The organism is Citrobacter sp. wls717 (assembly GCF_005280955.1).
Taxonomy (GTDB): Bacteria; Pseudomonadota; Gammaproteobacteria; order Enterobacterales; family Enterobacteriaceae; genus Citrobacter; species Citrobacter werkmanii.
In genome coordinates this window covers 292267-304950 of the sequence record NZ_SZWW01000007.1, presented here as the reverse complement: position 1 = coordinate 304950, position 12684 = coordinate 292267, and the positions used below count along the sequence as shown (strand labels likewise).

Below are 12684 nucleotides of genomic sequence, written 5' to 3'. Positions count from 1 at the left end.
CGGCACGCCGCACAGCCAGTCACATCACTCGTCCATAATGGGCGCAAATCCGCCGTAGATCATTCGTTTGCCATCAAATGGCATAGACTCACCGAATTCCTTCATACGGGGATCGGACATCATCTTCTGATTCGCCGCATCGCGGACCTCTTTGGAAGGGTATTCAATCCAACTGAATACCACCTCTTCATGATCCTGCGCTTTCACTGCCATGCGAAAATCAGTTAATTTGCCGTCAGGGACATCATCTGCCCAGCACTCCACCACGCGTAATGCGCCGAACTCCTTGAAAAGCGGAGCTGCTTTCGCCGCCATCGCAATGTACGCCTCCTTGTTTTCAGCGGGTACGGCAACGACAAAACCATCAACATACTTCATGAGAAAAACCTCCGAAGTGTACTGCGCGGCAAGCCGATTCTGGCCGCGTCAGTCGAGGTTAAGTTTAGTCGCCAGCAGGCGATCGTGCCCCAGGTTCACTCCTGACTCGGATACGCGACTGTGGCTGGTGGCGAAACCACGGCAGGCAAATCTGAATTAACGGCCCAATAGCCAGCGCATACAATACCGTGCCAACCCCCACGGTTCCTCCCAGCAGCCAACCAATAAGCAACACTGACACTTCAATCGTGGTGCGAATGCGTCGTACTGGCCAGCCGGTACGTGCGTGAATACCGGTCATCAGGCCGTCCCGTGGACCCGCGCCAAAACCAGCGCCAATGTATAAACTGGTGGCTAATGCATTCAGGATCACCGCGGTCACCAGCAGGACGCTGCGCGCCGGCAGGGATTCGAATCCCGGGATCACCACCAGCGCGGCATCTGCCGCCAGCCCAATCATAATAACATTGCTCAGGGTGCCAAATCCGGGACGCTGGCGTAGCGGTATCCACGCCAGCAGCACCAACACGCCTACGACAATGATCACCACGCCGATATTCATCGACAGTAAATTGGCCACCCCCAGATGAAACACGTTCCACGGATCGGCCCCTAAATCGGCGCGAACAAACATGGCCGTCGACACACCGTACAGCGCCAGACCGATATACAGCTGAAGTAAACGACGCAGCATGCTTTTTCCCCTCTCACTCTCAGATAGCTTTCATCTTCCCCGCAATTGGCACTATGATTAACGTCCAGTTTTCAAAAAGTGGACTGCTATGTCATCTCGCCGTTATGGAAGTCAGTCTTTGCAGCGCCTGCTCGGCCACTGGCAGGAAAGCCCCTCGCGAACGCCCCTCTGGCGACAGCTGGCAGAAGCGCTACGTCTATTGATTCTCGATGGTCGGCTGGCGCTGGATAGCCGTTTGCCCGGCGAGCGTGAACTCGCTGCCGTTCTGGAGGTGAGCCGAACCACCGTCGCCAGCGCGATGGCGCAACTGCGTGAAGAAGGCTATCTGGAGAGCCGTCATGGGAGCGGTTCGCGGGTGATTCTGCCGGAACACATTCGCCATGTGCCAACGCGAACCAGCACTGGCACAGCGCTTGATTTGTCCACGGCAGCGCTCAGTGCCGGTCCCGAAATTCATCAGGCTTATCAGCAAGCGTTGTTCGCGATGCCGCAGCATCTGCTGAGTTCCGGGTATCTGCCGCAGGGGCTGCCAGCTTTGCGTGAATCCATCGCCCGGCATTATTGCGAGCGCGGACTCCCAACGCAGCCCGATGAAATAATGGTGGTGAATGGTGCGGTCAGCGGTCTGGCGCTCATCCTGCGTTTGCTGACAGGTCCTGGCGATCGCGTCGTCGTTGATCACCCCACGTATCCACTGGCGATTGCCGCTATTCAGGGCGCATCCTGTCGACCCGTTGGCGTGTCGCTACCCGGGCAGGGTTGGGATACGGCGGGTCTGGTCGCCACTATCGCGCAAACGGCGCCCAGAATGGCCTACCTGATGCCGGACTTTCACAACCCGACCGGGCGTTGTATGGACGCCGCAACCCGCCAGGTCGTGGCGGATATTGCCGAAAGAACACGTACGACGTTGGTCGTCGATGAGACGATGGTGAACCTGTGGTACGACGCCCCGCCACCACCGCCGCTTGCCGCGTTCAATCGCGATGCCCCAATCATTTTACTGGGTTCGGCAGGGAAAAGCTTTTGGGGAGGATTACGTTTGGGTTGGATTCGGGCTTCGTCACGAACAATTGCCGCCCTGGTACAAACCCGCGACACTTTCGATTTGGGCTCTCCGGTACTTGAACAACTCGCCACCCGTTGGTTGTTGGATAACGCCGGGCGCTTTCTGCCTGACAGAAGACGCTTGCTGGCATCGCAGCGCGACCTGTGCTCCAGCCTGATGCATACACATTTCCCGGAATGGCAGTTTACCCAACCACAAGGAGGACTCTCTTTCTGGGTCGAACTACCCGATACGCTGGCGACGCTCTTTGCTGCGCGCGCCGAAAGCGCGGGAATTCAGTTAGGAACCGGTACGCGCTTCGGCCTCGATGGCGCATTCGATCGTTTTTTGCGCATGCCCTTCACATTGCCGGATGATACAGCACGCGCCGCCTTCAGGGTGTTGCAACCCATTTGGGATAACCTGCGTTTGCAGGCCAGCAGCGGAAAAATGCGCAAAATAATTTAAGCGACGGGCCAAAGGACCCGCTTTTGTATGTTGTGACGGACAACAACGTCCCGGCACAATTACAACTGCGGAGGAACCAGAAAACCTTTCAGGGAAATCACAAAATTCTCACCGTCCTTCTTAATTTTTGCCCCGGCATCACACCAGTCGGAAGCAATACGGAAGAACTCATCGCTGCCGACATTCCAGCTCAGGCGAACATGTTTCACATAGCCAGATCGCAGCAATTCACAGGCTTCGCTGTAATTACAGGCGGTTGAGAACGATTGTTGTTTCATTTTTTCTTCTTCAGTAATCTGCGCAATGCTTTGATTTCTTTAGGAGTCAGTGCATCAACGACGGATTCTTCCGTATGCTGGCTGTCGATATCCTCAGCGGAGACTCCCGCCTCTTCAACGGCGGAAAAGGCGATCAGCAGCAGCTTTTCCGTCGCGACACTTAGATTTTCATTATGCACTTCTGCGTAATGACGAAGTTTTTCTTTCAGCGCTTCATCAATTTTGACATTCAGTACAGCAGTCGACATTGTAAAAAGTCCTTGTGATCGGCGACGGTAAAAGCGTCAAACAACATCCCCGAAACACATTGACAGCATTTGATGACAATAAAATGACAATACAGTGACAAAGAAAAAGAAGATAAGCAGAAGGAAATTGCCGGACGGCAGAATTGGGTGGGGGCCCTGCCAGCTACATCCCGGCACACACGTCATCTGCCTTGGCTGCTTCCTTCCGGACCTGACCTGGTAAACAGAGTAGTGTTGCGGGAGAACCAACAGAGCCCCCATTGAGAGCGTTGTTAACCAACGCGCAGGCGCATTATCACTGGTGTACCCTGTAAATGCAACCCATCCAGCATCGGATGCTGTTTTCTTGCGCAATGCGGCTTCACTCACTCGCCATTCAGGATTATGCTGAAGGATTAGCGCAGGAATAAATGATGGATATACAAGACACTTTCCCCCAACGCGTCTGGCAAATCGTCGCGTCAATCCCCGAAGGATTCGTCACCACCTATGGCGATGTCGCCAGACTTGCCGGATCGCCGCGCGCTGCGCGCCAGGTGGGCGGCGTACTTAAGCGTCTCCCCGAAGGTAGTTCCCTGCCCTGGCACCGGGTCGTCAATCGCCACGGCGCTATTTCATTGACGGGCCCCGATCTGCAACGACAACGTCAGGCGTTGCTGGCAGAAGGGATTGTCGTTTCCGGCAGCGGGCAAATCGATTTACAGCGCTATCGCTGGGTGTACTAACCCTCTCCTCATGGAGAGGGTTCGACTGCTTTAGTACTGCGTGGGAGCAGGAACGGCTGAAGACGGAGTCACCTGGGTTGGTGAAGTCGAAGGCACCGTGGTGGTTGCGCCGCCAGCATTAAGCGGGACTGCGGTCTGCTGCACGGGAACCAACGTCAGGTCGGCTTTCGTCCCGCCCTGATTGATAACCGTCTGAACGGTATCGGTTATAAAGACCAGTTTGCCATTCACCGTAATTGCCGCACTCAGCAGAATACGCGCATTGGGCTGAATATCTGCCGGGTTAAACGGTAATACAAAGCTGAATGGCGCTTGCTTGCCTTCAGTACGCACCGCTTTTTGCGACAACACTTTTGATGGCGCATCGGCCAGCGACGCATCCGACAGCGTAACGGTCAGCACAGCATCCGGTGGCAAGGCCACTTTCTGGCGGATCCATACTGTACCAGATACATTCGGCTGTTGAATTTTAGACTGTGTGTCAGAAATTGACGTATTAGGGCTTGGCGCAGGTGTCTGAATATCTGCACTTTTATCGGCGCAGGCCGCCAGAGCGACTGCAACCGCTAAACCACTTACCATGTGCACGAGTTTCATTAAATTCTCCTTATCATCTATGCACCAGCGAGAACTTTCCTCGCCAGAAGAGTGGTTAACAAAAACATAACGTGATTAAGTGTGGCACAAGACAGCTGTTTTTGCCTGTAATAGGCCAGTAATTCAGACAATTGCACCCATCGGACCACTTTTAAAATTGCGTTATACTCTGCCTAACTCGCGCGACATCGATATCACCTGGAGAGCTCCTATGAGTCTGGCACTCAAAAATTTGCTGACACTGTTAAATCTGGAAAAAATTGAAGAAGGGCTCTTTCGCGGCCAAAGTGAAGACTTAGGGTTACGTCAGGTTTTTGGCGGACAGGTTGTCGGTCAGGCGTTGTATGCCGCGAAAGAAACCGTTCCGGAAGAACGTCTGGTGCACTCCTTTCACAGCTACTTTTTACGCCCCGGCGATAGCCAAAAACCCATCATTTATGATGTAGAAGTCCTGCGTGATGGTAACAGCTTCAGCGCGCGCCGCGTTGCCGCGATCCAGAATGGTAAACCCATTTTTTATATGACCGCCTCCTTTCAGGCTCCAGAAGACGGATTCGAACATCAGAAAACCATGCCAGATGCGCCGGGTCCCGATGAGCTGAAATCAGAAACAGAAATTGCCCGCTCAGTGGCGCATCTTCTGCCACCGTTATTGAAAGAAAAGTTCATCAACGATCGTCCGTTGGAAGTGCGCCCGGTGGAGTTTCATAACCCCTTAAAAGGTCATGTCGCACCTCCGACCCGTCAGGTATGGATCCGCGCCAACGGTGAACTGCAAGACGATCTGCGCGTCCATCAGTATCTGCTGGGTTATGCCTCTGACCTGAACTTCCTGCCCGTCGCGCTGCAACCGTACGGGATTGGTTTCCTGGAAAAAGGGATTCAGATTGCCACCATTGACCACTCAATGTGGTTCCATCGTCCGTTCAATATCAATGAATGGCTGCTGTATAACGTCGAAAGTACTTCCGCCTCCGGCGCCCGGGGCTTTGTTCGAGGGGAATTTTATACGCAGGATGGCGTGCTGGTCGCTTCTACCGTACAGGAAGGGGTCATGCGTAATCGTAATTGATGTCTTATCCGGCCTACAGGCTATATCGTTGTAGGCCGGATAAACGTTAGCGCCATCCGGCATATTGAGAAATCAGGCGTTATAAGCGTTCTCGCCGTGACTGTTCACATCCAGACCTTCGCGTTCCTGCTCTTCTGGTACGCGCAGACCAACCGTCATATCTGCCAGCTTATAACCAATGAAGGCCACCACGCCGGACCAGACGATGGTGATTGCTACGCTTTCCAGTTGCACCAGTAACTGATGCCCCATGGTCACGCCCTCGGCAAACCCCACGCCCCCCAGCGAGCTGGCGGCAAAAACCCCGGTCAGGATACAGCCGACAATGCCGCACACGCCGTGAACACCAAACACGTCACACGGATCGTCCACGCGCAGAAAACGCTTCAGCATCGTCACTCCCCACAGGCCCGCCAGACCGGCTGCCACGCCAATAATCAACGCGCCGCCGACACCGATATAACCACATGCAGGCGTTACGCCAACCAGACCCGCAACGGCCCCAGAACAGGCTCCCAGCAGAGAGGGCTTCCCGCGCAACGCCCATTCTCCGAAGATCCACCCGAGGATGGCGGCAGCGGTGGCGACCACGGTATTGACGAAGGCCAGCGCAGCGATTTCATTCGCCGTGCCCGCAGAACCGGCATTAAAGCCAAACCAGCCAATGTAGAGAATGGCGGTGCCAGTGAAGACCATCGGTAGGTTATGCGGCTTAAAGGCTTCTTTACCAAAACCGACGCGTTTGCCAATCAGATAAGCCCCCACCAGACCGGCTATCGCCGCGTTGATATGTACAACTGTCCCGCCGGCAAAATCCAGTGCGCCATGAGAAGCCAGCAAACCGCCGCCCCAGACCATGTGGGCTATTGGGATGTAAGACAGCGTTAACCACACGACCACAAAAATCAGTACCGCCGAGAAGCGAATACGCTCAGCCAGCGCCCCAACGATAAGCCCAACGGTGATACAGGCGAAAGAGCCCTGAAAAGCAACGTGAATATACTGGTAGAAGCTCCCCGTGACCGCCGTCAGCGCAATGTTCTTCAGTAATACCCAGTTGAAGTTGCCGAAGAAATTATTCCCTTCGCCAAAGGCCAGTGAATAGCCATAAACCACCCATAAAATACACACCAGGGCAAATGTCACCGTCACCTGAGTCAGCATCGACAACACGTTCTTACCGCGAATCAAACCGCCGTAAAACAGCGCAATGCCAGGAATGGTCATAAACAGCACCAGCGCGGTACAGATCATCATAAAAGCGTTATCCGCTTTATCCGCGACCGCCGGTGCCGCCATCGCCAGTCCCGGCAACAGCGCCAGTGAAGCAATACCTGTTTTCATCGTTGCTATCTTCATTTTTTGGTTTCCTATCACTGTGTGTCAGACGTTACAGTGCGGCTTCGTCAGTTTCGCCGGTACGAATACGAATCACGCGTTGCAGCTCGGCGACAAAGATTTTGCCGTCGCCAATTTTTCCGGTGTAGGCCGCCTTGCTGATGACATCGATCACTTCATCCAGTTGGTCATCGGCAATCGCCACATCAATCTTCACCTTGGGCAAAAAATTGACGCTATATTCAGCCCCACGGTACAGCTCGGCATGACCTTTCTGTCGGCCAAACCCCTTCACTTCGGTGACGGTCAGCCCCTGAATACCAATAGATGACAAGGCTTCGCGGACGTCTTCCAGTTTGAACGGTTTGATTACCACGGTAACCAGCTTCATAGATCCCCTCCAGTCAGAATTCAGTAGTGGCTGCAGATACACCAGATGAATACTGCAAGGGATGTGCCAGGAATGAAAAAGCAGGATGATTCGGGCCAGCCGAGGGGAGTTGGGGAAGAAGAAGAAAAAACGCACTATAACGGTGCATAGTGCGTTACATTTTTGCACCAGATTGTTGATTGCCGTCCGGCCTACGATACCGGGTTGGTCTCAGCTATCAGGCAATAATGGAATCCTCTTGCGTACTGGCCGCCAGCTCTTCGCCCGCCAGCTGCAGTTGATACATCTGCCAGTAACGGCCTTGCGCCGCCAGTAATTGCTGGTGCGTACCACGTTCAACCGCCTGTCCACGGTGCAGTACCAGAATGGTGTCCGCATCGACAATCGTCGATAAGCGATGCGCAATCACCACCAGCGTGGTGTGTTCACGCACCGCCGCCAGCGCTTGCTGAATCGCCTGTTCCGTGCCGGAGTCAATACTGGCCGTGGCTTCATCGAGGATCAGTACCTGCGGCGTTTCAACCAGCACCCGCGCCAGCGCCAGCAACTGTTTCTGCCCAACGGAGAGATTATTGCCCTGCTCGCCCAGCCGGGTATGAATTCCCTCGCTCAGGCCGCGCGCCAGTTCCGCCAGTTGCACGGTTTCCAGCGCCTGCCATACCCGCGCTTCTGAGATATCGCGGCCCAGCGTGACGTTTGCCAGGAAGGTATCCGCCATCACCACCGGATCCTGCTGCACCATCGCGATGCCCTGACGCAATACCCCGTGGCTCAGCGAAGACAGCGGTCTCTCATCAAGGCGGATTTCCCCCTGCGTCAGCGGGTAGTATCCCATCAGCAGACTTGCCAGCGTACTTTTGCCGCTGCCGGTGTGCCCGACCAGGGCCACAAAGCTACGCGAAGGCACGGACAGACTGATGTTTTGCAGCACCAGATTGTCGTCGCGATAAGCAAATGAAACGTTATCTACCTCGATATCCCCACTCTTTAGCGGCTGGTCATCGTCACCATAGCGTTGACGTGGCCCATCCATCAATTCGAACACACGTTCACCGGCGACAACCGCCTGCTGCAGCATTGACTGCTGGGTCGTCAGCTCGATAAGCGGCTCGTTCAACCGCCCGAGATAGCTAATAAACGCATACAACACCCCCACCTCGATCGAACTGCCAGAGGTAAAGCTGAACAGCATCAATAAACCGCAGAGGATCAGCGCCGAGAAAAGGCTAAGCAGCGGACGCAGCAAAAAGCCATCCAGTCGCAGGGTCTGCATCCGCGCCATATAGTGCGAACGGCTGGCCTCGCCCATTCTCTCGCCAAATCGCGCCTGCTGACGGAACTGCTGGATAACACTCATGCCGTTGATGACTTCGTTAAAGCCATCGTTAATATCCGCCAGATAAGCGCGAACCCGGCGCACAATCGGTGTGCTGTAGCGTTGATAAATCACCATCACCACCAGCACCGCCGGGAAAATGACCATCGCGACCAGCGCCATACGCCACTCCAGGCTAAACATCGCCACCAGCATCGCACCGATCAAGGCCGCACTGCGCAGAACCGTTGCCACTACCGTCACATACAGGTCACGAATCACTTCAGTGTCATTCGTCACTCGGGAGATAAGCTGCCCGACGGGCTGAGTATCAAAGGCGCTGAGCGGCTGACGAAGCGCTGCGTCCATGACATCGGTGCGCAACTGTTGCACCACGCCAACTGCCGCCTGATTAAATAACAGTGACTGCGCGTAATGCAGACCCGCCGCCAGCAGCTGCAATCCCACATACGCCGCAACCAGCCCGGCGACCATCGCCAGTGGCAGGTTGTTTTTCGCCACCATGTTATCGATAAAATAGCTTATCAGCAGCGGGCCGCTGACTTCAGCCGCAGCCGCCACCCACAGCATGACTACCGCTATCGCCAGCGGTTTTCGCCATGGCGAACCGTACTTCAGCAGCCTTTTCAGGGTCGGCCATAATTGCCCAAAACTACGCATTAGCCGCCTCCCCGTTTATCTCTGGCGCATCGGACAGCGCCGCTTCCAGTTGCTGATAGCGGAACATATCGCGATACCAGCCTGGCTGCTGCACCAACACATCATGCTCACCACGCTGAGCAATATGCCCATGCTGCATCACAATAATCTCGCTGGCTTCCGTCAGGGCAGATAAACGGTGAGCGCTGATAATCACAGTTCTGCCTTCACCCCACTGGCGCAGGTTATGCAGGATCTGATGCTCGGTACGACCGTCTACTGCCGACAGCGCATCATCCAGGATCAGAATTTCAGCATTCAACAGCAACGCGCGGGCAATAGAGATTCGCTGTTTTTGCCCGCCGGACAGCATCACGCCGCGCTCGCCCACTTCGGTATCATAGCCTTGCGGAAGACGTAAAATATCCTCATGAACGCTGGCGAGACGCGCCACATGTTCGATCTCTTCCTGCGTGGCCTGCGGGCGTCCTAACGCGATGTTATTGGCGACGGTATCTGAAAACAGGAACGGCGTCTGGCTAACCACCGCCAGCCGGCTGCGCCAGCTATCAAGTTGTAAGCGCGATAACGGGATATCATGAAAACGTATATCCCCTTGGCTGATATCGAAATGACGCTGGATCAGCGACAGCACCGTACTTTTCCCCGCGCCGGTCGGGCCGCAGATGCCCAGCATCTGTCCGGGTCTGAGCTGGAAATTCACGTTTTCCAGCGCTGGCTGAGCCGTCAATGGGTAGCGAAATTCGCGAATCGCCACCGCCAGCTCGCCGCGTCCTTCAGGCACCGGTTCAGTACCGTCATCCACCACCGGCGCTTCAGCCAGCATGGCGCGAATACGGCTGTAGGCGGCGCTGCCGCGTTCGACAATGTTAAACATCCATGCCAGCGCCAGCATCGGCCAAATCATCAGACCGAGATACATCATAAAGCTGGTGAGCTGGCCGAGCGTCAGCGAACCGTGCACCACCATCCAGCTTCCTCCGGCAATCGCCAGCAGGTTAGCCATCCCAATGGCGATATAAATCGTTGGGTCAAAACGGGCGTCAATACGCGCCACCCGCAGGTTTTTCTTACCGGTGTCTTCAGCATCTGCGGCAAATAACGCCGACTGCCGATCCTCCAGGCCAAAAGCCTTGATCATGCGAATGCTGGTCAGGCTCTCCTGAGTACGATCGTTAAGACTGGAGAACGCCGCCTGCGCCAGCTTAAAACGGTGATGGAGTCGATCACCGTAACGTTTGATCATTAACGCCATCACCGGCATCGGCAGTAACGCAATAAGCGTCAGTTGCCAGCTTATCTGCGTAGACATCACGATCAGTACCGCACACCCCATCACCAGCGAATCCACCAGCGTCAGCACGCCTTCGCCAGCGGCAAACACCACCCGATCGACATCGTTAGTGGCGCGCGCCATCAGATCACCCGTACGGTGGCGCAGATAGAACTCGGGGTGCTGGCGACTCAATTGACGGTAATAATCTTCCCGCAGCTCAACCGCCAGTTGGTAGGATGCACCAAACAGCAGTACGCGCCAGACATAGCGCAGCAAGTACACGACCACCGCAATCAGGGCGATTGTGCCAACCCACATCAGCAGCCGCTCGGTGGTGAAGCGTTGCGCTGTTACGCCATCCACAATGATCCCGACCACTTTCGGCGGGATAAGCTGAAGGATGGCGATGATAATAAGCAGAGCCACTGCTCCAAGGTAGCGACGCCACTCCCGGCGGAAGTACCAGCTTAATTGAGCAAATAATCGCACGCGTTATGTCCTGACAAGATTTCCGGCAATGAGCGCCGGGAGAATTATTCAATCGGTAGAGCAGTTGTGTATTTAATCTGTTCCATCGCAAAGCTGGAGGTGACATCAGACAGGCCCGGCACGCTGTTCACCAGGCGCTTATAAAATTCGTCATAGCTTTTCATATCGGCGACCTGGACCCGCATCAGGTAGTCATACTCCCCTGCCATACGCCAGAATCCCAGAACTTCCGGCATTCCGGTGACTTCGGTGACAAAGCGGCAATACCATTCGCTGCTGTGGTGCTGAGTCTTGATCAACACAAACGCGGTTAAGCCCAGCCCCAGTTTTTCGGGATCCAGCAGGGCGACTCGACCCAGCAGGATACCATCATCTTCAAGCCGTTTGAGGCGTTTCCAGCAAGGGGTGGTAGTCAGATTAACGGCATCTGCTAACGCCTGCAAAGAAAGGGTGCAGTCCTGTTGCAGTAAGCCGAGCAGCTTACGGTCAATTTTGTCTAACATATCCACTCCACAGAGAAGAATTTTCTCCTTACATTCTATTTTAAAGGCTAAATGGCAACAATTTTTTCCGTGCTTTTCGCTATTCTGGGCACAAAATGACAAATGGATATCTTTTAATGATGAATAGCTCCTGGGTTAAAAACGCCATCAATGAAATCAACGCGGATTATCAGCGTTCTGCGGATACGCATCTCATTCGTCTGTCACTCCCGGCGTTTCCGGGCATTCAGCTCTATTTAAAAGATGAGAGCACGCATCCGACCGGGAGCCTGAAACATCGTCTGGCACGCTCACTGTTTCTGTATGGACTGTGCAATGGCTGGATCAAAGAAGGCACTACCATCATCGAGTCATCATCCGGCTCAACGGCGGTTTCCGAAGCGTATTTCGCCCGTCTGTTAGGATTACCGTTTATCGCCGTTATGCCTTCGTGTACTGCGAAACGTAAAATTGAACAGATTGAGTTTTATGGCGGGCGCTGTCATTTCGTGGAAAGCGCCTGCGAAATTTATGCGGCTTCTGAACAACTGGCGCGTGAGCTGAACGGCCATTACATGGATCAGTTCACTTACGCTGAGCGCGCCACCGACTGGCGTGGTAACAACAATATTGCCGACAGTATCTTTCGGCAGATGCAATGCGAGCCCAACCCCGTTCCCCGGCATATCGTGATGAGTGCCGGAACCGGCGGCACCTCGGCGACCATTGGCCGCTATATTCGTTGTCAGGGCTACGACACTCGTTTGATGGTGGTGGACCCGGAAAACTCGGTCTTTCTGCCCTTCTGGCAAGATCGCGATGCAACCTTACGCAGCCCGGTAGGTAGCAAAATCGAAGGTATCGGTCGCCCACGCGTAGAACCGTCTTTTATTCCTGATGTGGTCGATGAAATGCTGCGCGTGCCTGATGCCGCCAGCGTGGCCACCGCGCACTGGCTGGAGACGCAGCTAGGCCGTAAAGTTGGCGCCTCAACCGGTACCAACATGTGGGGAGCATTACAACTTGCCGCCCGTATGCGCGATGCAGGAGAAACGGGATCGCTGGTGACGTTGTTGTGTGACAGCGGCGAACGTTATCTGGAAACCTATTACAACCCGCAGTGGGTCGACGCGCACATCGGTGATTTAACGCCGTGGAAAGCGGAGCTGGCTCAACTCCTGAATACCCACTAATCAGACAAAAA

At 54.8% G+C, this 12684-nt stretch carries 13 protein-coding genes, 1 other RNA gene and 1 pseudogene; 4 read left to right on the top strand and 11 right to left on the bottom strand.

Annotated features, from left to right (window positions below):
• Positions 1-24: 24 nt before the first annotated feature.
• Both FDX09_RS06175 and FDX09_RS06170 read right to left on the bottom strand, forming a co-directional pair.
• The gene (locus FDX09_RS06175) at positions 25-378 is read right to left on the bottom strand and encodes a DUF1428 family protein (RefSeq protein ID WP_042310059.1); all 354 of its coding nucleotides are present in this window, start codon (positions 376-378) and stop codon (positions 25-27) included.
• A 64-nt stretch (positions 379-442) separates the two neighbouring features.
• The gene (locus FDX09_RS06170) at positions 443-1072 is read right to left on the bottom strand and encodes a hypothetical protein (protein ID WP_087857057.1); all 630 of its coding nucleotides are present in this window, start codon (positions 1070-1072) and stop codon (positions 443-445) included.
• 88 nt (positions 1073-1160) lie between these two features.
• Between FDX09_RS06170 and FDX09_RS06165 the strand changes: the two genes are divergently transcribed.
• Positions 1161-2588, top strand: coding sequence for a PLP-dependent aminotransferase family protein (locus tag FDX09_RS06165; protein WP_121528688.1), 1428 nt, complete (start codon positions 1161-1163; stop codon positions 2586-2588).
• 59 nt (positions 2589-2647) lie between these two features.
• Here FDX09_RS06165 and FDX09_RS06160 read toward each other — a convergent pair whose 3' ends face one another.
• From FDX09_RS06160 to ffs, 3 genes are all read right to left on the bottom strand, one after another.
• Entirely contained in the window at positions 2648-2866 is a 219-nt protein-coding gene (locus tag FDX09_RS06160; RefSeq protein ID WP_137346927.1) for a hypothetical protein, read from the bottom strand.
• Entirely contained in the window at positions 2863-3114 is a 252-nt protein-coding gene (locus FDX09_RS06155; protein ID WP_038638313.1) for a hypothetical protein, read from the bottom strand. Before FDX09_RS06155 ends, FDX09_RS06160 begins: the two co-directional genes overlap by 4 nt.
• Positions 3115-3268: 154 nt before the next feature.
• Positions 3269-3365: signal recognition particle sRNA small type (gene ffs / locus FDX09_RS06150), an RNA gene on the bottom strand.
• A gap of 84 nt (positions 3366-3449) precedes the next feature.
• Between ffs and FDX09_RS06145 the strand changes: the two are divergent.
• Positions 3450-3839: pseudogene (locus FDX09_RS06145) on the top strand (MGMT family protein).
• Between the two features lie 30 nt (positions 3840-3869).
• Here FDX09_RS06145 and FDX09_RS06140 read toward each other — a convergent pair.
• Positions 3870-4436, bottom strand: coding sequence for a YbaY family lipoprotein (locus FDX09_RS06140; protein WP_121528687.1), 567 nt, complete (start codon positions 4434-4436; stop codon positions 3870-3872).
• Positions 4437-4647: 211 nt separating this feature from the next.
• On the opposite strand from FDX09_RS06140, the gene tesB reads away from it, so the two are divergent.
• Positions 4648-5508, top strand: a complete 861-nt coding sequence (gene tesB / locus FDX09_RS06135; protein ID WP_038638304.1) for an acyl-CoA thioesterase II — start codon at positions 4648-4650, stop codon at positions 5506-5508.
• 72 nt (positions 5509-5580) lie between these two features.
• Here the strand turns inward: tesB and amtB are convergent, their stop codons facing one another.
• The 5 genes from amtB to decR form a co-directional block, all read right to left on the bottom strand.
• The gene (gene amtB, locus FDX09_RS06130; protein WP_085047630.1) at positions 5581-6867 is read right to left on the bottom strand and encodes an ammonium transporter AmtB; all 1287 of its coding nucleotides are present in this window, start codon (positions 6865-6867) and stop codon (positions 5581-5583) included.
• A gap of 31 nt (positions 6868-6898) precedes the next feature.
• Complete coding sequence (glnK, locus tag FDX09_RS06125) at positions 6899-7237, bottom strand: P-II family nitrogen regulator (protein ID WP_006685697.1); 339 nt, start codon at positions 7235-7237, stop codon at positions 6899-6901.
• Positions 7238-7454: 217 nt separating this feature from the next.
• On the bottom strand, positions 7455-9233 hold the full coding sequence (locus tag FDX09_RS06120) for a SmdB family multidrug efflux ABC transporter permease/ATP-binding protein (RefSeq protein ID WP_137346926.1): 1779 nt from the start codon (positions 9231-9233) through the stop codon (positions 7455-7457).
• Positions 9226-10998 (bottom strand): SmdA family multidrug ABC transporter permease/ATP-binding protein, encoded by a 1773-nt coding sequence (locus FDX09_RS06115; protein ID WP_121528686.1) that lies wholly within the window; start codon positions 10996-10998, stop codon positions 9226-9228. The genes FDX09_RS06120 and FDX09_RS06115 overlap by 8 nt, the downstream gene beginning before the upstream one ends.
• 44 nt (positions 10999-11042) lie before the next feature.
• Positions 11043-11501: a DNA-binding transcriptional regulator DecR gene (gene decR, locus FDX09_RS06110; RefSeq protein WP_003831023.1), complete on the bottom strand. Its 459-nt coding sequence runs from the start codon at positions 11499-11501 to the stop codon at positions 11043-11045.
• Positions 11502-11617: 116 nt separating this feature from the next.
• Here decR and FDX09_RS06105 point away from each other — a divergent pair, with 116 nt between their 5' ends.
• Complete coding sequence (locus FDX09_RS06105; protein WP_110498633.1) at positions 11618-12673, top strand: PLP-dependent cysteine synthase family protein; 1056 nt, start codon at positions 11618-11620, stop codon at positions 12671-12673.
• Positions 12674-12684 lie beyond the last annotated feature (11 nt).

Bases quoted from the DNA above. Each gene is read 5' to 3' on its own strand.
- FDX09_RS06160 (WP_137346927.1), bottom strand. From the start codon at position 2,866: ATGAAACAACAATCGTTCTCAACCGCCTGTAATTACAGCGAAGCCTGT.
- FDX09_RS06170 (WP_087857057.1), bottom strand. From the start codon at position 1,072: ATGCTGCGTCGTTTACTTCAGCTGTATATCGGTCTGGCGCTGTACGGT.
- FDX09_RS06105 (WP_110498633.1), top strand. From the start codon at position 11,618: ATGATGAATAGCTCCTGGGTTAAAAACGCCATCAATGAAATCAACGCG.
- glnK (WP_006685697.1), bottom strand. From the start codon at position 7,237: ATGAAGCTGGTTACCGTGGTAATCAAACCGTTCAAACTGGAAGACGTC.
- decR (WP_003831023.1), bottom strand. From the start codon at position 11,501: ATGTTAGACAAAATTGACCGTAAGCTGCTCGGCTTACTGCAACAGGAC.
- amtB (WP_085047630.1), bottom strand. From the start codon at position 6,867: ATGAAGATAGCAACGATGAAAACAGGTATTGCTTCACTGGCGCTGTTG.
- FDX09_RS06155 (WP_038638313.1), bottom strand. From the start codon at position 3,114: ATGTCGACTGCTGTACTGAATGTCAAAATTGATGAAGCGCTGAAAGAA.
- FDX09_RS06165 (WP_121528688.1), top strand. From the start codon at position 1,161: ATGTCATCTCGCCGTTATGGAAGTCAGTCTTTGCAGCGCCTGCTCGGC.
- FDX09_RS06140 (WP_121528687.1), bottom strand. From the start codon at position 4,436: ATGAAACTCGTGCACATGGTAAGTGGTTTAGCGGTTGCAGTCGCTCTG.
- FDX09_RS06175 (WP_042310059.1), bottom strand. From the start codon at position 378: ATGAAGTATGTTGATGGTTTTGTCGTTGCCGTACCCGCTGAAAACAAG.
- tesB (WP_038638304.1), top strand. From the start codon at position 4,648: ATGAGTCTGGCACTCAAAAATTTGCTGACACTGTTAAATCTGGAAAAA.
- FDX09_RS06120 (WP_137346926.1), bottom strand. From the start codon at position 9,233: ATGCGTAGTTTTGGGCAATTATGGCCGACCCTGAAAAGGCTGCTGAAG.